The following is a 20,751-nucleotide window of genomic DNA, read 5'->3' as shown; positions in this document are numbered from 1 at the left end:
TTTTCAGCTTGAGAGTTGATTCACGAGACAACCGGATGAGCAGTCGTGTTCGTGCTCTGGCCCTCACCGGCGTCATGGTTCTGTCCTCCGGGCTGTCGTCTTGCACCAGTGGACCTGGAACCCCGCTCGAATCCAAGGCCGCGACATCGGCGGTGATCGAGGGTGCCCAGTGCGCCAGTGGTAACCGCGCTTACTTCGGTGACACCCATCTCCACACTGCGTTGTCGCCTGATGCCGGTCTGGCGGGCACGAAATTGGGACTCGACGAGGCCTATCGCTTTGCCAGAGGTGAAACGGTCACCAGTAATTCCGGTCAGCAAGCGGCCTTGAAGCGACCGCTCGATTTCCTCGTGGTGGCGGATCATGCCGAAAACCTGGGCCTCGCTCAGGGTTTGGCGGATTCCGACCCTGAACTGCTCAAGTCGCCTCTCGGCCAGCAGCTCAACGAGTTGCTCAAGGCTGGCAAGGGGCGTGAAGCCTTCTATTTGCTGGTGCAGAAGATGGCCAAGGGGCCGGAAGCGAAGATCTCGAACGAGACCTTCATGCGCAATGTCTGGAAACACAACACCGAGGCGGCGGAGCGTTACAACGATCCTGGCAAGTTCACAGCGTTGATTGGCTACGAGTGGACGAGTCAACCCGGTGGAGGCAATCTCCACCGGGTTGTCGTCTTCCGTGACAACAAGGCACTGGCAGATCAGATCCTGCCGTTCTCCAATTTCGATTCCGAGGACGTGGAGGATCTCTGGGCCTTCATGAACTTTTACGAGAAGAACACCGGTGGACGGGTGCTGGCGATCCCTCATAACGGCAACCTTTCGAGCGGCACGATGTTCCTGCCGAGCCACCAAAAAACCGGTAAGGCGATCGATGCCGATTACGCCCGCATGCGCGACCGCTTCGAGCCGCTGGTGGAGGTGACGCAAGCCAAAGGCACGAGTGAAACGCACCCTCTGCTGTCCCCTGAAGATGAGTTCGCCAATTTCAACATCGTCGATAACTCCAATCTCGGCGGGATTGTGGCGACCACGCCCGAGATGCTCCCCTACGAGTACAGCCGTGCCGCTCTGCGTCGGGGCCTGCAGCTGGAGCAGCAACTCGGGGTGAACCCGTTCAAATTCGGGATGGTCGGTTCCACCGACTCCCACTCCAGTCTTCCATCCACAGCTGAAGACAACTGGTGGGGTAAGTCCCCAGCGCTTGAGCCCAGCCCTGAGCGCTGGAAGGATGTGCTGATCAAGTCGTCGAAAGACGCTTCGCTCGACCTCACCGCATTGCAGCTGGGTGCTTCCGGCCTGGCTGGGGTTTGGGCCTCCAGTAACACCCGCACGGCCCTCTGGGATGCGATGGCGCGCAAGGAGGTGTTCGGCACCAGCGGCACGCGTCTCACTGTGCGTGTTTACGGCGGTTACGACTACACCGGTGAGGAGCTCAAGGCGGCGGACTGGGCTAAGCAGGTTTGTGCCAACGGTGTACCGATGGGCGGCGACCTGATGGCAGCCACCGAGGGTCAGATTCCCTCCTTGCTGGTGCAGGCCAGGAAAGATCCGGATGGTGCCAATCTCGATCGAATTCAGGTGGTCAAGGGTTGGCTGGATGCCAATGGCGAAACACATGAACAGGTCTTCGATGTGTCGTGGAGTGATCCGGATCAGCGCATGCGGGGTGCCGATGGCAAGGTGCCATCCGTCGGTTCGAGCGTGAATGAGCGTGAGGCCACCTATACCAACGCCATTGGCGCGCCGATCTTGATGGGGTACTGGAAGGATCCCTCTTTCGATCCCACCCAGAAGGCGTTCTATTACGTCCGTGTCATGGAGATCCCCACACCGACCTGGCTCGCCTATGACCGCAAGAACTACAACCTCCACGACGAGATGCCTGCAACGGCTCCTTACACCAGTCAGGAGCGGGCTTATACCAGCCCGATTTGGTACAACCCCTCCTGATGCGCTGGTCTGATCGACTGCGCACGCTGGTTCAGGAACCGATCGTTCCGTTTCTGATCGTGGGTGTTGGCCTGTATGGCCTGCAGGGAGCCTTGGATGCAAAGGCTCCCAAGGGAGACAAGGAGATCGTTATCAGCAACGACCAGGCGGTGGCGATGGTCCAGGCTTTCACACGCACCTGGCAACGCCCCCCCTCGCAAGAGGAGCTGGAGAGTTTGTTCGATGAACACGTGCGAACGGAGGTTTTCGTGCGCGAGGCGATGGCCCTGGGGCTGGATCGGAACGACACGATCGTGCGTCGCCGCTTGCGCCAAAAAATGGAATTTGTCAGCCATGGCGAGCAGCCCCTGACAACCCCCAGCGTTGGGCAGCTGCAGGCGCATCTCGAGGCCCATCCTGAACGCTTCAGCAGCGAGCCTCGCTTCAGCTTTCAGCAGGTGTTCCTCGATCCATCCCTTCGGGGTGAGCAGTTGAATCGCGATGCGGAGGCGTTGTTGGCCCAGCTCAACCAGGGTGATGCCGCAGCTGATCTTTCGGCATTGGGGGATCCCCTGGCGATGGCTTCAGCAAGCTGGGAGAGTGAAAGCCGCAGTGAAATGCTTGCTCAGTTCGGCTCCACCTTTACCGACGCTCTGCAGCAACAGCCAAAGGGCCGCTGGGTCGGTCCGATCAGCTCGGCTTACGGCATGCATCTGGTGCATGTGTCGTCCATCGTTCCCGGTGAGCTCCCGTCCCTGGAGCAGGTGCGCGATGGCGTCTTGCGTGACTGGCAAGAGGTGCAGCGGCAACAGCACCAGGAGAGCTACTACCGCGATCTGCTGGCCCGTTACAGCGTGCGGGTGCCCCAGTTCTGACCATGGTCCGTCGCGTTCTGGTGCCCTTACTGATGCTCGCGGCCTTGTTGATGCCGCGGTTGGTTTCAGCACACGACCTATTTCCTGGCTTTCTCGAAGTGCAGGCCACCAGTGCCAGCACCTATCAGGTGCTCTGGAAGTTGCCGCTGCTGCAGGGGCAACGTCTGCCGATCGCCCCACGATTCCCCGACGACTGTGCGCTGCAGAGTGCACCTGACAGTCGTCAGGAGGCCTCCGCCCTTGTGTATCGAGCCGAGCTCAGCTGCCGTGAGCCTTTGGAAGGCCGCTTGATCAGCATTGATGGGCTGGCATCCGCAGGTACGGAGGTGCTGCTGCGGGTGCGCCCGTGGCAGACGGAAGCGCTGCAGACCCTCCTGATTCAGCCGGAGCAGCCCGAAGCCGTTATCCCAACCGCTTCCGAGGCGGATCAGCAGCCAGGCGTCTGGTCGTATCTGCGCCTGGGAATCGAGCACATTCTTCTGGGTGTCGACCACCTGCTGCTGCTGCTGGGCCTTGTGCTGATTGTTCGTGATGGCTGGATGCTGCTTAAAACAGTCACGGCGTTCACGCTCGCCAACAGCATCACCTTGTCGGTGTCTGCCATTGGCATCGTTCAGGTGCCTGTAGCTCCCCTGAATGCGGCCATTGCCTTGTCGATCCTGTTTATCGGCACGGAAGTGGTGCGTTTCAGGCGCGGACAGACCAGTTTCACGCTCCGTCATCCCTGGGTTCTGGCCTGTGGTTTCGGGCTGCTGCATGGCTTCGGGTATGCCCGTGGCCTTGCGGAGCTGGGACTACCGCACCATGAATTGCTGCTTGCCTTGTTGTTGTTCAACGTGGGCATCGAGATCGGTCAAGACGTTTTTGTGGTGTTGGTGCTGGCGCTGGAGCGTGCCTTCCGACAGCTGCAGATCCGTTGGCCTTTTTGGGTCCGGTGCGTGCCCGCCTGGACCATCGGTTGTGCCGGTGCCTACTGGACGATCGAGACCACGGTGTCCCTGATCAAAGGAGGTGTTTGAGATGCGTTGGCGTTGGTTGCTTCTGGCTCTGCTGCTGTCATTCCTCCCGTCTGCTGCCTTGGCCCATGTGCCGGAGGGCGGCGCCGGCAGTGTGATGGCTGGGCTGCTCCATCCCGTGACCGGAATCGATCACGTGGTGGCGATGGTGGCCGTCGGGCTCTGGGGTGCGGTGTTGGGAGCACCGGCGATCTGGCTGCTGCCAGTTGCTTTCCCGATGGTGATGGCCTTCGGTGGCGTCATGGGCCTGCTCGATCTGCCGTTGCCTGGAGTCGAGACCGGCATTGCCCTATCGGCCCTGGTGCTGGGGGTGATGGTGATGCTGCAGCAGCGCCTGCCGCTCGCCCTGGCTGCCGGGCTCGTTGGTCTGTGTGCGCTATTTCATGGTTACGCCCATGGCGTGGAGCTTCCCGATGGTGCCGATGCGCTGCTGTTCAGCCTGGCATTCGTCGGTGCCACGGGCCTGCTGCATCTGGTGGGAATCGGCCTGGGTGAAGCGCGGCGTCTGGCCTGGGGGCATCGCCTGCTTCAGGTGGTCGGTGCCGTGATTGCAGTGGTGGGGGTCTGGTCGTTGATCCAGGCGGGAGCAGCGTGATGCCTCTGCTGTTTGCGCACCTTATGCAGACCGGTTTCGGCGGCTTTTACGACGGCGTCGCTCATCTATTTCTGACGCCATCGGATCTGTTGCTGGTGCTGGGTCTGGCGTTACTGGCCGGTCAGCAGGGACCCCAAGGAGGTCGACTGCTGCTGACGCTTCTGCCCTTGAGTTGGTGGATCGGGCTTGCCGTCGGTCAGCATTGGGGCCTGGATTTCACGCTGGCGTTGCTCACCACCATGCTGTTCAGCTCGGTGGGTGTGCTGGTGGCGTTGTCACTGCGTCTGTCTCCTCTTTTGCTCGCGTTCACCGTGGCTGGCTCAGGGTTGCTTTTTGGCCTGATTAATGGGTTCACGATGCCCTCCGCTGCGAGTGGATTGCCCCTGGATGTGTTGGGGGTGGTCAGTGGCGTGGCGGTGCTGTCGGTGTTGATCAGCGCTCAGGTGGCGGCAACCCGCAGCAATGGCTTTTGCATTGCGGTTCGTGTGGCGGGCAGCTGGATCGCTGCCGCCGGTTTCTTGTCTGTTGGCATGTTGTTCAAGGCCGCATGACATCGCGATGCTGCCCAGCAAAAAGCCGCTCCAGTGGAGCGGCTGAATCGGGAATGGTTGCTGGCTGCGTTACACCGCCTGTTGGCCTTTGATCAGGCGGCGTCGAGAGCAGCCACTCCTGGCAGTACCTTGCCTTCCAGAAGCTCCAGACTGGCGCCACCACCAGTGGAGATATGAGACATCTTCTCGGCCAGGCCAGCCTTCTCCACAGCTGCAACAGAGTCGCCTCCGCCGATGATCGTGCAGCAGCCTTTGCCGCTGAGTTCAGCCAGCGTGGTGGCGATGGCGTTGGTACCGGCTGCGAACTTGTCGAACTCGAACACGCCCATGGGGCCGTTCCAGATCACGGTCTTGCAGTCGGCGAGAGCGTCTTGGAACACCTTGATGGAGTCAGGGCCGATGTCCAGACCCATCCAGCCGTCAGGAATGGCGTTGATGTCAGCAATCTGGCTGTTGGCGTCGGGAGCGAAGTTGTCGGCGAGCATCACGTCTGTGGGAAGCAGCAGTTGAACACCTTTGGCCTTGGCTTTGGCTTCAAGCTCCTTCGCCAGTTCGAGCTTGTCTTCTTCTACCAGGCTCTTACCGACTGACAGACCGCGCGCTTTGTAGAAAGTGAAGATCATGCCGCCGCCGATCAGCACCTTGTCGCACTTGTCGATCAGGGCTTCTAGCACGCCGATCTTGGAGCTCACCTTGGAGCCACCGACAATGGCGGCGAGGGGACGCTTGGGATCGTCAACAGCACCCTGCAGGTACTGCAGCTCCTTTTCCATCAGGAAGCCCGCTACCGCGGGTTTGAGGAACTTGGTCACTCCTTCGGTGGAGGCGTGAGCACGGTGGGCGGCGCCGAAGGCGTCGTTCACATACACCTCAGCCAGAGCTGCCAGTTTTTCGGCGAAACCAGCTTCGTTCTTCTCTTCTTCCGCGAAGAAACGCACGTTCTCCAGCAGAACCACATCACCATTCGCCATGGCGTTCACCTTGGCTTCGGCGTCAGGTCCGATGCAGCTGTCGGTCTTGGAGACAGGCTTGCCCAGCAGTTCGCTCAGACGTGCAGCAACGGGAGTGAGACGCATGGCGTCATTCACCTGACCCTTGGGCCGTCCGAAGTGGGCGGACAGGATCACCTTGGCTCCCTTGTCGATCAGATCCTTAACGGTGGGCAGCGCGGCACGGATGCGGGTGTCATCTGTGATGGCCCCGGCATCATTCAGGGGCACATTGAAATCGACCCGCACGAGAACACGTTTTCCGCTGAGGTCGGCGCCGGAGAGGCTGGCCAGGGAACGCTTCGCCATGGGGGTTGTGTGGTGCGGTAAGAAAACGGGGAGAGATTAACCCGAGTTCTGCAGGCCCAGCGCTAGGACTGGCTTAATGGGCATGGGCTGGAGGTCGTGTGAATGTTCGAGACCGTGCTGTTCCCGATCGATCAGAGCCGTGGGGCCCTGGATCCCGCGGACAAGGCCCTAGAGCTTGCCCGCCGTTATGGCAGTCGTCTGGTGTTGCTGTCGGTGTTGCAGCCTGTTAGTGCTGAGAGGCATGACCACGAAGTGGGTGCAGGGGTGCTCAGGCAAACCCGTGAACGCGTTGAACAGGCCGGCGTCACTTGCCAAGAGGTCGAGCGCAGTGGCATGCCCGCCTCTGTGATCTGTGATGTGGCTGATGAGTTGAATGTGGATGTGATTGTGATGGGAATCGGGGGCTTGAATTTGGAATCCGACAGCGGCAGCACGGCTGCAGGGGTGCTTCAACGGGCGTCCTGTCCTGTGTTGGTGGTGCCGTGAGTTCACCACCGATTCAGTGGTATCCAGGCCACATTGCCAAGGCGGAGCAGCAACTCCGGCGCAATCTCGACAAGGTTGATTTGGTGATCGAGGTGCGTGACGCACGCATCCCTCTGGCCACAGGTCATCCCCACCTCAGCCGTTGGATCAAGGGCAAGCAGCACTTGCTGGTGATCAACCGCCGAGACATGGTCACTGCTGAGGCGCGAACCGCCTGGGAGGCGTGGTTCAAGGGCCAGGGGCAGCGCACGGTTTGGTGTGATGCCAAGGCTGGTACTGGGGTCAAGCAAGTGCAGCAGGCGGCAATTCGCGCCGGCGATCAGCTGAATGAACGCAGGCGTAATAGGGATATGCGCCCAAGGCCCGTACGAGCACTCACACTTGGTTTCCCCAATGTGGGTAAATCAGCACTGATCAACAGGCTGGTGAGGCAGAAGGTCGTGGCTAGTGCCCGTCGGGCTGGCGTCACTCGCACCCTGCGTTGGGTGCGCCTTGGCCAAGACATTGACCTGTTGGATGCGCCGGGAGTACTGCCGCCACGTCTGGACGACCAGCAGGCTGCGTTGCATCTGGCCCTTTGTGATGACATCGGTCAGGCCGCTTATGACGGTGAACTTGTTGCTCAGGCGTTTTTGCGGTTGCTGATGGGTTTGCAGCAGCAACAGTTCTCCGGCGTGTCGCTTGCTGTGCTGGAAGGGCGTTATGGAACGCCACTGTCGGGTGAGACTGAAGACCCGGCCCTGTGGCTTCAGGCAGTGGCACAGCGCCATACCTCTTCAGACACGGCGCGCATGGCCCAGCGCTTACTGGATGATTTTCGTAAGTCAGCGCTGGGCAGCATCGCTTTGGAGTTGCCGGCATGAGTCGTGCCTGGAGTCGCCCTCCGCTGCCGGAAGAAACGTTCACTCACGGGTTCGGCGAGGGGGATGGAGATTTGCTGTCGCTTACCTATCCCAAGCCGCTGCCGATGAGGCTGGACCGTTGGCTGGTGAGTCAGCGCACCGAGCAGAGCCGCGCCCGCATTCAGAAGTTCATTGATGCTGGGTATGTGCGTGTGAACGGCAAGACCGGCAAGGCCAAGACACCGCTACGCGAGGGCGATGAGGTGCAGCTCTGGATGCCTCCACCGGAGCCGCTGCCCTATCTCAAGCCGCAGCCGATGGATCTCGATGTGCTCTTTGAGGATGAGCATCTGATCGTGATCAACAAACCTGCCGGTCTCACAGTGCATCCGGCACCGGGTAACAAAGACGGCACTCTTGTGAACGGTTTGCTGCATCACTGCCCCGATCTGCCCGGCATCAGCGGCAAGCTGCGGCCTGGAATCGTGCACCGGCTCGATAAGGACACCACCGGTTGCATCGTGATTGCCAAAAGCCAAGAGGCTCTGGTGCGCCTTCAGATCCAGATCCAGAAACGTATCGCTTCACGGGAATATCTGGCAGTGGTGCATGGTGTGCCTGCTGGAGACAGCGGCACGATTGTGGGAGCGATCGGTCGCCACCCGGTCGACCGTAAGAAATATGCGGTTGTCAGTGGAGACAATGGCCGTCACGCCCGCACGCACTGGAGCCTGGAGGAGCGACTCGGTGATTATTCGCTGCTCCGTTTCAAGCTGGATACCGGCCGCACCCATCAGATCCGGGTGCATTGCGCGCACATGAATCACCCGGTTGTAGGCGATCCCACCTACAGCCGCTGCCGCAAATTACCGATTGAATTGCCGGGCCAGGCCCTGCATGCCTTTCAACTCGGCCTCGATCACCCGATCAGCCGTGAGCGGATGCTGTTTGAATCTCCACTTCCGCCGGTGATGGAGAAATTACTGATGGTGCTTAGGAGACGGGTCTGATTGAACTTTGATCATTGAAGCAACTTTTTGCATGCTTAAGGAGTGAAAAATCTATCGTTGTAAATGAAGGCCAATGGCAAGATTTTGGTTCGATTCTCTTCGTGAGATTTCTGATTGCTTTTGGTCAAGCATGGTGGTGAATTCTGCGCTGTCCTGATTTGTTCAATGGATCGATCTATTCCTGAAGCCAGATTCGACTCAACTTGGCGTGAGTGCCGTCGTAATAGCTGCGCGCAATGCCGTCGTTGATTATGCGGGATCGTGGATCCTTGCCGAATTGGTCGGAGATCGCAAAGGCCATGAACAAGGTCATCAGCTTCTCCGATGCTGGTGTCACCTTCGGTTCTGGTGGCATGGTTTTCAAGGCTGAACGCATCGTCAGCATGTCGTCGAGAATGGCATCGGCTTTCCCTGACTGGAGTAGGCCAATGCAGGTTTCTGCAACGTCGCAATCCACTGTTTTGGCGCCGCTGCTTTTCAGGATTGACGTTTGGATATATCCAGGGATGGCGGCAAATGTGCTGTTTTTCAGGATCTCGAAGTTGAGGTCTTCCATCTGATTGCCGCTGTTCGCGTTCGTTTCGCTGGTCGCGACTTTGAGGATGAATGATGTGAAATAGGCCGTGAGCAGAACTCTTGCGAACAGGGAGCCGATAGAGATCAAGCGAGTGCGGGTATGGCGTGTGTGATCTGTTGAGAGCAGCAGGGTCTTTTGAAGAATGAACACCAGTTGGTGCCGCTTGCGCTTATCCGCAAGATCAGGCCTTTTCCGCTCCACGAACCAAACCGGTAGCGCGAAGATGCAGGCGATTACTGCTAGTCCCAGGAAGATCAATAACACCTGCTTCGATAGCAAAATGCGCAACATTTTGATAGCTGTTGGCTCCTGGTTGTCCAGGGTGTAGATCTTCAGATCACTACTGGCAGTTGGAAAGGAAAACCGGAATTGTTTGCTGCGATTCTCGTTAATCAGAACACCGGAAATGGCCAGATCGGCTTGGTTGGTTTGGATGGCTTCCAGTAAGTCTTCAAAGCTGTCCGCCTTGCGAATGCGATAGGGGATCTGGCGTGTTTCGGCAATCATGCGCCACAGATCGATCTCAAACCCTGCGGGCACGCCTTTGCGGTTGACGGCATAGGGAGGATTGGGAAACCAGATCACGTCCACAGGATCCTGAGCATCCGTGATCTCGTTGTTGGCGTGAGACGGGTGCTGCAAACCTCCCATCGCACAACCCCAGAAAGTACCCAGGCTCAGGATTAGGACGGTTCTTAGTCGTCTCGACATCAAAGGCCACATCGCACTGGTGACTAGTCAAAACCACGATGCGCTGTTTGCTCTTCTTGCCTCCGCCCAGGGGTCTGAATCATCCATTAGGTATGGCCAAGGATGATTCAGATGTCTGATTCTTTGCGGTTTGGCCGTCGTGCTCAGAGCGGTGTGATTTCGCTATCTGCTGCTAGCAACATGGCTTCGCTCAGGTTTCCGCTACGGCCTAGATCCGTGCCTGAGAGCGCATTGAAGCCCACCGTCATGGATTGGCCAGCACCGATCGATGAGCCCCAATCCGCTCCGGAGAGTTCGTAGCGATAGAGCTCTCCACCTAACTGCTCAGTTGCCACGTCGACTCCCCAGGACTCGCCATAGAACTTGTGGTTGCTGTTGAAACTCAGCGACCAGTCCTCAAGTTGCTGTTCGCTCTGATTCGTCACTGTGAGGGAGGCGGTGAATCCTCCCCACCACAGATCACCGCTGATCTCGATATCGAGAGGTTCGCCTGTTAGAGGATCAGCTTCTTCTGGTTGGATTTCGGGGAGAATTGATCCTGGCGAAGGAACGGGTTGTGGTTCCTGATTGATGACTCCAGGGCTTGCTAGTGCCTCCAAATTCTGAGCAAGTGGATTGCCCAGCGAAACAATCCCCTGGTAGTAGTTGATCACCGTGGAGTCAGAAACATCCAGTGCCGGCCATTGTGGCCAGTCAAAGGTGTCATTCATGAACGGTTGGTCCTGATCCCATCCCAGAACCGTGAGGTGATTGATGTCATGGGCAATCGCCACACCTTCAATGTCTAAAAATCCATGGGTGCGGCCATGCATCCAGCCTCCGTAATGGGGCTCCATTTTCAAGGTGTTAATGAAGTTGTTCCTCAGCCCGGATTGCTCGATGTAGTCGGCAAATCCCGCATGGCCAAACTCACGGACCATTTCCATGACGTCGTCTTGGGATCCCAGTCGTGCCGTTCGTTGGATATCAGCGAGGATCTGAGGGTCATACGCCTGATCTGCAATCCAGCCCACCTTGGCTCCCTGCATGGCATACCAAAGTCCGACCCCTTTGGTGTCATTCCCCCAGGCTTGTGAATTGTTGGTCATGCCGTTGGTAAACGCCCATTCGCCAACCGCTTCAACGCCAACAGCATCAAGTCCTGCGAAAGCACGTAAGCCGTTGTAGGCCGTTAAGGCTTCGGTCGTGATGGCTGTGCGGCCTCCGACCAGTTCGTTGTGCTCGGAATTGTGATTGGAGTCATGGAAATTTCCCCAGCTGTTGATATCCCTGTAAGCCCCTGCTGAGGCAGCGTGCTGATGCATGGAGTGATCGTGGCCGGCATGGTCGTCCATTCCGGCTGCGTTCATCGACATCTCGGCCATGGTCATGGCGTAGTCGGGATTGGTGTCGGTGCTGGTGTTGGTGTTCCAGCCAGCCTCTGAAACCAGCATCTGTTCGGTCAAGCTGCCGTCGCGTCCAAGCTCACTGCCCTGTGTTCCGTTGAAGCCAACATTGATAGTTGCTCCTGCTGGGATGCGACTGCCCCAATCCGCGCCTGTGAGGGTGTAGCGCGTCAGTCCGTTCTCCAAGGACTCGCTTTCGAGAGCGACTCCCCAAGCATTGCGGTCGAGTTGATGGCGACTGGTGAAGCTGATGGTCCAGTCTTCAAGCGCTTGATCACTTGAATTGGTGATGGCCAGATCGGCAGTGAAGCCGCCCCACCAAATGTCCCCACCGATTGAGACCTGCAGTGACTCAGATGGCGTCATGGCATGAATGAGAGGTACAGATCCAGTGCAGCGACGGGATGTGATTCAGATAAAACTCATGACGTTCAGAGTGTGTCTGAATCCGACTTGGATCGTCTTCTCTTGATCTGTCGTTCTTTTATTCAGCCTTCAATGCTTGTTTCCTTGCATCTTTCAAATGAAGGATGTGAGGTTCTTGAGTCTAAATTAAAATACGTTGTTTGTGTTGCTGTTGCTTGTTTCGGATTTGTTTTTTGGATGAGCCTTGGTTTGCTGCTGTGTGGCTTCTCGGTCTTTGCTTCGACGAGCCATGTTCGAGCGATTGAGCTTTGATTTTATGCTCTACAAATACCCATTAGGGGTATTGCTTGATGCCTAAAACTCCTGATTGAACCCCTGGTGTAATTGTCTGGTTGGTTTCACTGTGGCCAGGCGCCTGTCAGCTGGGTAGGCGCGGACAGGCTTCGACGAGTGTTCGCGTGATCTCGGCTTGCGGTTGATGCAGCAGTTGGTCACCGGGCCCTTCTTCCACGACGTGCCCCTTGTTGAGCACGATCAGTCGATGGCAGAAGCCACTGGCCACTGAAAGGTCATGGGTGATGAAAATCATCGCCAGCCCGAGTTCATGCTGCAGCTGGCGAAGCAGTGCCAGAACCTCCGCTTGGATTTCGGCATCAAGCATGCTCACGCTTTCATCACAGATCAGCACCTTCGGTTTCAGCGCCAGAGCGCGGGCAATGGCTACCCGTTGTTGCTGGCCTCCGGAAAGCTGTCGGGGAAGACGGTTTTGGTAACGATCTGCTGGTCCAAGACCGACGCGTTCCATCAGCTGACGGCCTTGTTCCCGAGCTCCTGCTGGTGAGGCCAGATTGTGGATCAGCAGTGGATCGACGATGGCATCCAGCACCGACATGGCTGGATTCAGGCAGGCCAGAGGGTCCTGGAACACCATCTGAATGGTTCGTCGCACCTGACGAGCCTCACGTCCCCGCAGCTTCAGTAGATCCTTGCCGAGTAGCTGTACCCAGCCGCCACGAATCGGCGTGAGTCCCATCAGGGCTCGGCAGAGGGTGCTTTTGCCACAGCCAGAACCTCCCACCACTCCCAGGGTTTCGCCAGCTCGCAACTGGAAGCTGATGCCATCCACCGCTTTCAGCCAGGAAGGATTCCAAGGTGGACCACCAAGGTTGTGCCAGCAGCGCAGTTCCTGCACAGACAGCACTGTGTTCGCGTCAGGTGCTTCAGGGCTGCTGCCCCCCTCTCTGGCTCGGGCAGCCGCAAGCAGCCTTTGTCCCACTCTGGAGCTGGGATAGGTCAGGACCACGTCGCTGCGGTTGATCTCCACGACGCGTCCACCATCCAGTACCGCCATGCGTTCGCACCAGCGATGGGCCATCGCCAGATCGTGGGTGATCAGCAACAATCCGCTGCCAAGTTCCTCGCACAGCGTTCTTAGAGCCGCCATCACCTGGCCTGCCACGGCCACATCCAGGCTTGTGGTGGGTTCGTCAGCGATCACCAGCGGAGGGCTGAGGGCGATGGCCAGTGCGATGGCCAGGCGCTGGCGCATGCCGCCGCTGAACTCGTGCGGGTAGGCGCGGAAGCGAGTGGCGCCGATGCCCACCTGCTCCAGTAACTCTTCGGCTCGCTGGAGACGCTCCATATCGTTCATCTCTGGCCTATGGGCACGCAGGGTGTCTAGTAGGTGACCGCCCACGGTCATCAGTGGATTCAGACGTGTCATCGGATCCTGAAAGACCAGTCCCACCGATTCACCGCGCAATCTCCTTAGATCGGCCAGGTTCAGGCTGCGTGGGTCGTGACCGTTCAGGGTGAGTCCTCCTTCGCAACTGCTGCCTGGGGGCAGTAGTTGCAGCGCTGCTCTGGCCACCGTGCTCTTGCCGCAGCCGGAGGGTCCCACCAAGGCCAGGCGTTCGCCCGGACGCAGACGCAGGTCAAGCCCATCAAGAGTCCACGCCTGGCTTCCGGGGTAACGGAGCCGGAACTGGTCGAGTTCCAGCACAGTCCCTGGCGCGGTTGTCATGGCAATCGAAGCGCTGGTGCTCATGGCTACATACCATGGACTCACCTGTTGGGTCGGATGCTCAACGCCACCTCCGAGACGGTTGCAGTGGAGATCCGGAACGGATCTGCTGCACCGGCTTGCGGTCTTGTGGCTTTGAGGGATCGCCCTATCCGCACAGCGGACGACTACGGCATTGATCTGCCTCCTTGGTTGCGTGAGTGCATCGATCATGTGCCACCAGGAATCGGTCACAGCTGCCCCACCGATTCAGAGGCTCTGCTGGCGGCGGCTTTTGATTTCGCTTTTCAGTTGCACGAGGGCCAGTTCCGAGCTAGCGGAGACCCTTACATCGTCCATCCGGTGGCGGTGGCTGATCTGCTCAGGGATATCGGTGCCAGTGCCAGTGTGATCGCTGCCGGATTCCTCCACGATGTGGTGGAGGACACGGACGTCACCCCAGAGCAACTGGAGAGTCATTTCGGACCGGAGGTTCGGGAGCTGGTGGAAGGGGTCACCAAGCTTGGGGGTCTTCACTTCACCAATCGCACCGAGGCTCAGGCTGAAAACCTGCGCAAGATGTTTCTGGCGATGGCCAGTGATATCCGAGTCGTGCTGGTGAAGCTTGCGGATCGGTTGCACAACATGCGCACTCTTGGGGCGTTGCGGGAGGAAAAGCGTCAGCGCATTGCTCGGGAAACGCGGGAGATTTATGCACCTTTGGCCAATCGGCTTGGCATCGGCCGCTTCAAATGGGAGCTGGAGGATCTGTCCTTCAAATTGCTTGAGCCAGAAGCCTTCAGGGAGATTCAGCAGGAAGTTGCGACCAAGCGCAGCGAGCGGGAGGATCGTCTAGGGGTCACCGTTCAGTTGCTCAGTGATCGACTGGCGGCTGTCGGGCTTGAGAACTGCGAGGTGAGCGGCCGGCCCAAGCACCTCTTCGGCATCTGGACCAAGATGCAGCGCCAACAAAAAGCCTTCCACGAGATCTATGACGTGGCGGCTCTGAGGATCCTTACCCCCAGCGTTGAAGCCTGCTACAGGGCTCTTGCGGTTGTCCACGACACCTTCCGCCCCATTCCTGGTCGCTTCAAGGACTACATCGGTCTGCCCAAGCCCAATGGCTATCAGTCGTTGCATACGGCTGTGATCGGACGGCATCGTCCGATCGAAGTGCAGATCCGAACGCTTGAAATGCACCGGGTGGCGGAGTTCGGAATTGCTGCGCACTGGAAATACAAGGAGGGTGGTTCACCAGCCGCCGGTGGCGATACGGAACGCTTCAACTGGTTGCGGCAGCTTGTTGACTGGCAACAGGAGGGGGGAGCTGACGACCACAACGACTACCTCGCCTCGATTAAGGAAGATCTCTTCGATGAAGAGGTGTTCGTTTTCACCCCGAAAGGCGATGTCTTGGGTTTGCGCAAGGGTTCGACGGCCGTGGATTTTGCTTATCGCATCCACTCAGAAGTGGGCAATCACTGCCATGGCGTGCGCATTAACGACCGACTTTCTCCTCTGTCGACGCCGCTCCAGAACGGCGATTTTGTGAATGTGCTCATGAGCAAGACTGCACACCCCAGCCTGGATTGGCTCAATTTTGTGGCGACGCCCACTGCCCGCAATCGCATCCGCCAGTGGTACAAGCGCAGTCATCGGGATGAAACGATCGAGCGCGGCAAGGATCTGCTCGAACGGGAGCTGGGACGCAGCGGTTTTGATGCTCTGCTCAGCAGTGATGCGATGACGCGTGTGGCTGAGCGTTGTAACCTGCTCAGCACCGAGGATCTGCTCGCGGCCCTCGGCTTCGGAGCTGTCACCTTGCATCAGGTGCTCAACCGGCTGCGAGAGGAGATTCGTCTGCAGGCCACCATCGCTGAGCCACCGCTCAGTAACGAAGACGTTGCCCGCCAGCTGGTGCAGCAGGCGGAAACCGGCACTCCACGACCTAGTCATGATCAGCAGGATCCAATCCTTGGTGTTGAGGGTCTCGATTACCGCCTCGGTGGTTGTTGCAGCCCTCTCCCCGGTGAGGCGATTCTGGGCACGGTTGCCCTCGGCAACCATGGCATTACCGTGCATCGCCAGGACTGCTCCAATGTGGAGGCGATTCCGAGTGAACGGCGATTGCCTGTTCGCTGGAACCCGGCCTTAGCGACCAGAAGCCAACGCTTCCCTGCTCAGCTGCGGATTGAGGTCATCGATCGTGTCGGGATTCTCAAAGACATCCTGATGCGCCTATCCGATGGACGCATCAATGTCAGTGATGCCCGCGTCAAAACCAGCTATGGAAAGCCGGCACGCATTGATCTGCGTCTGGAGCTGGCCAGTGCCGAGCAGCTGCAGCGCACGATGCACCAGATCCGTTCAATGGCGGATGTGATCGACATTGCACGCAGCAGCGGCACCTGATTTGTTCGCCTTTGCTCTCAGCGTTTGCGCTGTTGCTGTAGGAGCCAACTCAGGCTGAGCCACCATCCCAGTGCCGCGCAGACCGTCCCTGTGATGCTGGAGCCCAGCAGCAAACGGCTGATCACGCTCCAGCCCAACTGGCTGAATCCATTCAGCTGAAGGGTGTCGAAGCCTGGCCATTCGCGACCCGGGCCTAGCAGCAGAGCCCCGATTCGGTAGTTGAACCAGTAAAGCGGCAGATAGGTGAAGGGATTGCTGATCCAGGTGCCAGCGGCTGCCAGCAAATGGTTCCCGCGCACCACACTGGCCAGGGCGATTCCCACCAGTGTCTGCAAACCGAAGATTGGAAAGCAGCCACAGAAGATGCCGGCTGCAAGCCCACGGGCGCGCTGTCCTGGAGTGCCTTCCTGTTGCCAGATCCATTGCAGACTTCTCTGCAGGCGTCGATGTGCCTTTCTCAGCATCAGGCCCATGGGAGTGTCGGCGGTTCCCGCATGGCAATGAAGATGTGATCGTAGGGACTGGGGTAGGGGCTGTTGCAGCACTGCGATGCAGGAGATCAACCTGAAGAGGCAAACGATTGCTGCCGTGGCCACGGCAGTGGCACCCGGGCAGGGCGGCATCGCGGTCATTCGTCTGTCAGGCCCTGATGCGCAACAGGCTGTGCGTGAGGTCACCTGCTTCCCTGGTGAACAGCCGTGGGAGAGCCATCGAGTGCTCTACGGCCACGTGATGGCAGCCGATGGAGTGGAGCACCTCGATGAAGTGCTGGTGCTGTTGATGCTGGCTCCGCGCAGTTTCACCGCTGAAGATGTGGTGGAAATCCATTGCCATGGCGGCGTGATGGCAGTGCAGCAGGTGATGGCCCGTGTGCTTGAGCAGCCTGGGATTCGCCGTGCATTGCCCGGTGAATTCAGTCAGAGAGCTGTCCTGAATGGGCGCCTTGAGCTCACGCGTGCTGAGGCGATCGGTGATCTGGTGGCCGCCCGCAGTCAGCGTGCTGCGCAGTTGGCCATGGCAGGGGTGGACGGCGGCATCCAGCGCCGGATCCAGCTGTTGCGTGAACGACTGCTGGATCAGCTCAGCGAGCTGGAGGCCAGGGTGGATTTTGAAGATGATCTCCCAGTTCTCGATGGCCCGAACTTGCTGAAGGCTTTGCAGTCGGTGCGCGACGAGCTGCTGCAACTTGTGGCAGATGGGGAGCGCAGTATCGCCCTGCGTCAGGGGCTGCGGGTGGCGCTCGTCGGTAGGCCCAACGTTGGCAAGAGCTCCCTTCTGAATCGGCTCAGTCGGCGGGAGAGAGCCATCGTGACCGATTTGCCCGGAACCACGAGAGACCTGCTGGAAAGCGAAATCGTGCTGGAGGGCGTTCCGATCACGCTGCTCGACACCGCCGGCATCCGCAGCACCAATGATGCCGTTGAGCGGTTGGGCATCGCCCGAAGCCACGACGCTTTGGCCAGTGCCGATCTGGTCGTGCTGTTGTTTGATCTCGCTGATGGTTGGACCGCTGAGGATCAGCTGCTGCGTGAGCAGATCCCAGCTGATGTGCCCCATCTGCTGGTCGGAAATAAGGCTGATCTCAGCAATGCTGAGGCTCCCGCCGATGTGCATTTGTCGGCTGTGACAGGAGTGGGGGAAGCGCAGCTCGTGCAGGCTCTTCTGGAGCGTTGCGGCGCCGTTAGTGATGGCTCCCTGTTGCTGGCGCTCAACCAACGACAGGCTGACCTGGCACGGCTGGCGGCCGCTGCCCTTGATCGCAGTGAGCAGGTTGCCGCCGATGGATTGCCCTGGGATTTTTGGACGATTGACCTGCGTGAGGCCATTCACAGCCTTGGCGAGATCACGGGCGAAGAGCTCACGGAATCGGTGCTGGATCGTATTTTTTCCCGCTTTTGCATTGGCAAATGAAGTTGGCAAATAAAGCGCCGTGGGTCTAGTCCGAACCGTCGTGCCCGCATGATGGATCTAGGCCTATGAGCGGGCGGTTCCGCAGTGATGAACGTTGAGCAGCCCCTAACGACACCCCGGCTTCAGGGGCAACTGCAGCACTGGCTGGAAGAGGATCTTGGCCGCGGCGATCTCACCGCACCGGCCCTCGGCGGACGGCGTGCTCAGGCGAGTTGGATCACGAAGCAAGAGGGTGTGTTCTGTGGTGGCAGCCTTGCTCTGCAGCTCTTTCGCCTGTTGGATCCCAAGCTCGAGGCCGAATGCCTGGTGCCCGATGGTGCTGCTGTGCAGTCCGGCGACACGCTGCTCCGACTCGAGGGTCAGGCCACTGCATTGGTTGGGGCTGAACGGACGGCGCTGAATCTGGCGATGCGTCTTTCCGGTATCGCCACGGCCACAGCGGCCCTGGTGAGAGAACTGCAGGGAAGCGGAGTGCGCTTGGCCGACACGCGCAAGACCACGCCAGGACTGCGTGAACTTGAGAAGTACGCCGTGCGCATGGGTGGCGGCGTCAATCACCGACTGGGCCTGGATGACGCCGCCATGCTCAAGGAAAACCATCTGGCCTGGGCGGGTGGCATTGAAGCGGCGATTGCTGCTGTGCGGGCATCCGCTCCATGGCCGGCGAGGGTGATTGTGGAAGCCGAAACCGAGCAGGAAGCCTCGAAGGCCGTGATTGCCGGAGCCGATGCTGTGCTGCTGGATGAGTTCACGCCTGAGCAGCTGATTAGCTTGGTGCCCAGGTTGCGCCAGCTGGCGGTGGAGCGGGCTGCTTCTGGGGCTGTGGTCCTCGAAGCCTCCGGGATTCAACCCGGCGATCTGCGTGCCTATGCCGCCACAGGCATCGATCTGATTTCCACCAGTGCTCCGGTCACGCGCAGCCGCTGGCTGGATCTGAGTATGCGTTTCGCACCTGCCGGGGGATGATCAGGGCTTGCCAAGCCCGTTGATCCGTCCATGCTCCGCATCGCCAACGCCCTTGAAACACAGTTGCGCGGTGCGATGCAACGGGCGTTCCCCGAGGCCTGGGCTGAGGCGGGGGAAGCTGGCTTGGACCCCCAGCTGGCGCCAGCGAGCAAGCCTGAATTCGGGGATTTCCAGTCCAACGGTGCTCTGCCACTGGCCAAGCCGCTGAAGCAGGCGCCGCGTCAGATCGCCACGGCCATCGTTGAGCAGCTGCAAACGGACGGGGCCTTCACCGAGCTGTGTCTGGAGCCGCAGATCGCTGGGCCTGGCTTCATCAACCTCACGATCCGACCGGAGCGTCTCGCTGCTGAGGTGGCCTCCCGGCTCGGTGATGAGCGGCTTGGCGTTCCGCCTGTCAAGGATTCAGCGCCGGTGGTGGTGGACTTCTCCAGTCCCAACATCGCCAAGGAGATGCATGTGGGCCATCTGCGCTCCACGATCATCGGTGACTCCTTAGCGCGAGTGCTGGAGTTCCGTGGGCACCCGGTGCTACGGCTGAACCATGTAGGCGACTGGGGAACCCAGTTCGGGATGTTGATCACCCACCTCAAGCAGGTGGCTCCCAATGCTCTCGAGACCGCCGATGCCATCGACCTCGGTGATCTCGTTGCCTTCTACAGGGAGGCTAAAAAACGCTTTGATGATGACGAGGCGTTTCAGACCACATCCCGCGAGGAAGTGGTGAAGCTGCAGGGAGGCGATCCTCTGTCGCTCAAAGCTTGGGGGCTCCTGTGTGATCAGTCGCGGCGCGAGTTCCAGAAGATCTACGACCGGCTTGACATCCGCCTCAGCGAACGAGGTGAGTCGTTCTACAACCCCTTCCTGCCTGCGGTGATCGATGGGCTGAAGCAGGTCGGTCTGCTGGTTACCGACGACGGGGCAGAGTGCGTCTTCTTGGAAGGGGTCAGCGGCAAGGATGGCAAGCCGCTGCCGGTGATTGTGCAAAAGAGTGATGGGGGCTTCAATTACGCCACCACCGATCTCGCGGCGATTCGTTACCGGTTCGCGGCGGCTCCCGATGGTGATGCAGCCCGCCGGGTGATCTACGTGACCGATTCCGGTCAGGCCAATCACTTTGCGGGAGTGTTCCAGGTGGCCGAGCGGGCCGGCTGGATTCCCGACGGCTCTCGCCTGGAGCATGTTCCCTTCGGGTTGGTGCAGGGAGAAGACGGCAAGAAGCTCAAGACCCGGGCCGGTGACACCGTGCGTCTTCGCGATTTACTGGATGAGGCGGAAGAGCGCGCTGAAGCGGACCTGCGCTCGCGCCTCAAGGAAGAAGAGCGCAGTGAGCCGGAAGACTTCATCAACCATGTGGCCAGTACCGTCGGCCTGGCGGCGGTGAAATATGCCGACCTCAGTCAGAACCGGATCACCAACTACCAGTTCTCGTTTGATCGCATGCTGGCCCTCCAGGGCAACACAGCTCCCTACCTTCTCTATGCGCTGGTGCGGATCGCCGGCATCTCCCGCAAGGGTGGTGATCTGGATGTCTCAACGGCTCAGCTGCAGTTCAGTGAGCCTCAGGAGTGGGCGCTGGTGCGTGAACTCCTCAAGTTCGATGCTGTGATCGCCGAGGTGGAGGAGGAGTTGCTCCCCAATCGTCTCTGCAGCTATCTGTTTGAGCTCAGCCAGGTGTTCAATCGTTTTTATGACCAGGTGCCGGTGCTCAAGGCAGGCCCAGATGCTTTGCCGTCACGGCTGGCTCTCTGTCGCCTCAGCGCCGACACGCTGAAAATAGGGCTCGGTCTGCTGGGGATCTCAACCCTGGAGCGAATGTGAGT

18 protein-coding genes are annotated in these 20,751 nt (G+C 59.3%); 13 read left to right on the top strand and 5 right to left on the bottom strand.

Annotation, left to right across the window (positions count from 1 at the left end):
* The first annotated feature begins 35 nt into the window (after nucleotides 1-35).
* The 5 genes from SynBIOSU31_RS13600 to SynBIOSU31_RS13580 are packed head-to-tail and all read left to right on the top strand — an operon-like array spanning nucleotide 36 to nucleotide 4,965.
* Nucleotides 36-1,949, top strand: coding sequence for a DUF3604 domain-containing protein (locus tag SynBIOSU31_RS13600; protein WP_186490849.1), 1,914 nt, complete (start codon nucleotides 36-38; stop codon nucleotides 1,947-1,949).
* Nucleotides 1,949-2,803, top strand: a complete 855-nt coding sequence (locus tag SynBIOSU31_RS13595; RefSeq protein WP_186490848.1) for a peptidyl-prolyl cis-trans isomerase — start codon at nucleotides 1,949-1,951, stop codon at nucleotides 2,801-2,803. The genes SynBIOSU31_RS13600 and SynBIOSU31_RS13595 overlap by 1 nt, the downstream gene beginning before the upstream one ends.
* A gap of 2 nt (nucleotides 2,804-2,805) precedes the next feature.
* On the top strand, nucleotides 2,806-3,822 hold the full coding sequence (locus SynBIOSU31_RS13590) for a HupE/UreJ family protein (RefSeq protein ID WP_186490847.1): 1,017 nt from the start codon (nucleotides 2,806-2,808) through the stop codon (nucleotides 3,820-3,822).
* Nucleotide 3,823: 1 nt separating this feature from the next.
* Nucleotides 3,824-4,414: a HupE/UreJ family protein gene (locus SynBIOSU31_RS13585; protein WP_186493109.1), complete on the top strand. Its 591-nt coding sequence runs from the start codon at nucleotides 3,824-3,826 to the stop codon at nucleotides 4,412-4,414.
* Nucleotides 4,414-4,965, top strand: a complete 552-nt coding sequence (locus SynBIOSU31_RS13580) for a HupE/UreJ family protein (RefSeq protein ID WP_186490846.1) — start codon at nucleotides 4,414-4,416, stop codon at nucleotides 4,963-4,965. Before SynBIOSU31_RS13585 ends, SynBIOSU31_RS13580 begins: the two co-directional genes overlap by 1 nt.
* Nucleotides 4,966-5,057: 92 nt before the next feature.
* Here the strand turns inward: SynBIOSU31_RS13580 and SynBIOSU31_RS13575 are convergent, their stop codons facing one another.
* Nucleotides 5,058-6,263, bottom strand: coding sequence for a phosphoglycerate kinase (locus SynBIOSU31_RS13575; RefSeq protein WP_186490845.1), 1,206 nt, complete (start codon nucleotides 6,261-6,263; stop codon nucleotides 5,058-5,060).
* A 102-nt stretch (nucleotides 6,264-6,365) separates the two neighbouring features.
* Here SynBIOSU31_RS13575 and SynBIOSU31_RS13570 point away from each other — a divergent pair, with 102 nt between their 5' ends.
* From SynBIOSU31_RS13570 to SynBIOSU31_RS13560, 3 genes are read left to right on the top strand one after another with little or no spacing between them, the layout of a single operon-like run.
* Nucleotides 6,366-6,749, top strand: coding sequence for a universal stress protein (locus tag SynBIOSU31_RS13570; RefSeq protein WP_186490844.1), 384 nt, complete (start codon nucleotides 6,366-6,368; stop codon nucleotides 6,747-6,749).
* Nucleotides 6,746-7,612, top strand: coding sequence for a ribosome biogenesis GTPase YlqF (ylqF, locus tag SynBIOSU31_RS13565; RefSeq protein WP_186490843.1), 867 nt, complete (start codon nucleotides 6,746-6,748; stop codon nucleotides 7,610-7,612). Before SynBIOSU31_RS13570 ends, ylqF begins: the two co-directional genes overlap by 4 nt.
* Nucleotides 7,609-8,601: an RluA family pseudouridine synthase gene (locus SynBIOSU31_RS13560; protein ID WP_186490842.1), complete on the top strand. Its 993-nt coding sequence runs from the start codon at nucleotides 7,609-7,611 to the stop codon at nucleotides 8,599-8,601. Before ylqF ends, SynBIOSU31_RS13560 begins: the two co-directional genes overlap by 4 nt.
* 175 nt (nucleotides 8,602-8,776) lie before the next feature.
* On the opposite strand, the gene SynBIOSU31_RS13555 is transcribed toward SynBIOSU31_RS13560, so the two are convergent.
* Nucleotides 8,777-9,889 (bottom strand): transporter substrate-binding domain-containing protein, encoded by a 1,113-nt coding sequence (locus SynBIOSU31_RS13555; protein WP_186490841.1) that lies wholly within the window; start codon nucleotides 9,887-9,889, stop codon nucleotides 8,777-8,779.
* 143 nt (nucleotides 9,890-10,032) lie between these two features.
* Nucleotides 10,033-11,640 carry a cellulose binding domain-containing protein gene (locus SynBIOSU31_RS13550; protein ID WP_186490839.1) on the bottom strand — a complete coding sequence of 536 codons (1,608 nt, stop codon included), beginning with the start codon at nucleotides 11,638-11,640 and terminating at the stop codon, nucleotides 10,033-10,035.
* Between the two features lie 87 nt (nucleotides 11,641-11,727).
* Here SynBIOSU31_RS13550 and SynBIOSU31_RS13545 point away from each other — a divergent pair, with 87 nt between their 5' ends.
* The gene (locus tag SynBIOSU31_RS13545; protein WP_186490837.1) at nucleotides 11,728-11,952 is read left to right on the top strand and encodes a hypothetical protein; all 225 of its coding nucleotides are present in this window, start codon (nucleotides 11,728-11,730) and stop codon (nucleotides 11,950-11,952) included.
* Between the two features lie 106 nt (nucleotides 11,953-12,058).
* On the opposite strand, the gene SynBIOSU31_RS13540 is transcribed toward SynBIOSU31_RS13545, so the two are convergent.
* Entirely contained in the window at nucleotides 12,059-13,663 is a 1,605-nt protein-coding gene (locus tag SynBIOSU31_RS13540; protein ID WP_186493107.1) for an ABC transporter ATP-binding protein, read from the bottom strand.
* Nucleotides 13,664-13,720: 57 nt separating this feature from the next.
* Here SynBIOSU31_RS13540 and SynBIOSU31_RS13535 point away from each other — a divergent pair, with 57 nt between their 5' ends.
* Nucleotides 13,721-16,054, top strand: coding sequence for a RelA/SpoT family protein (locus SynBIOSU31_RS13535; protein ID WP_186490836.1), 2,334 nt, complete (start codon nucleotides 13,721-13,723; stop codon nucleotides 16,052-16,054).
* Nucleotides 16,055-16,071: 17 nt separating this feature from the next.
* Here the strand turns inward: SynBIOSU31_RS13535 and SynBIOSU31_RS13530 are convergent, their stop codons facing one another.
* Nucleotides 16,072-16,527, bottom strand: coding sequence for a DUF2062 domain-containing protein (locus SynBIOSU31_RS13530; RefSeq protein WP_186490835.1), 456 nt, complete (start codon nucleotides 16,525-16,527; stop codon nucleotides 16,072-16,074).
* A gap of 76 nt (nucleotides 16,528-16,603) precedes the next feature.
* Here SynBIOSU31_RS13530 and mnmE point away from each other — a divergent pair, with 76 nt between their 5' ends.
* From mnmE to argS, 3 genes are all read left to right on the top strand, one after another.
* Complete coding sequence (gene mnmE / locus SynBIOSU31_RS13525; protein WP_186490834.1) at nucleotides 16,604-17,965, top strand: tRNA uridine-5-carboxymethylaminomethyl(34) synthesis GTPase MnmE; 1,362 nt, start codon at nucleotides 16,604-16,606, stop codon at nucleotides 17,963-17,965.
* An 87-nt stretch (nucleotides 17,966-18,052) separates the two neighbouring features.
* The gene (gene nadC, locus SynBIOSU31_RS13520) at nucleotides 18,053-18,931 is read left to right on the top strand and encodes a carboxylating nicotinate-nucleotide diphosphorylase (RefSeq protein WP_186490833.1); all 879 of its coding nucleotides are present in this window, start codon (nucleotides 18,053-18,055) and stop codon (nucleotides 18,929-18,931) included.
* A gap of 30 nt (nucleotides 18,932-18,961) precedes the next feature.
* Nucleotides 18,962-20,749, top strand: coding sequence for an arginine--tRNA ligase (gene argS, locus SynBIOSU31_RS13515; RefSeq protein ID WP_186490832.1), 1,788 nt, complete (start codon nucleotides 18,962-18,964; stop codon nucleotides 20,747-20,749).
* The last annotated feature ends 2 nt before the right edge of the window (nucleotides 20,750-20,751 follow it).

Source organism: Synechococcus sp. BIOS-U3-1, from assembly GCF_014279975.1.
GTDB lineage: Bacteria > Cyanobacteriota > Cyanobacteriia > PCC-6307 > Cyanobiaceae > Synechococcus_C.
This window is presented reverse-complemented; position numbering and strand designations above follow the sequence as displayed.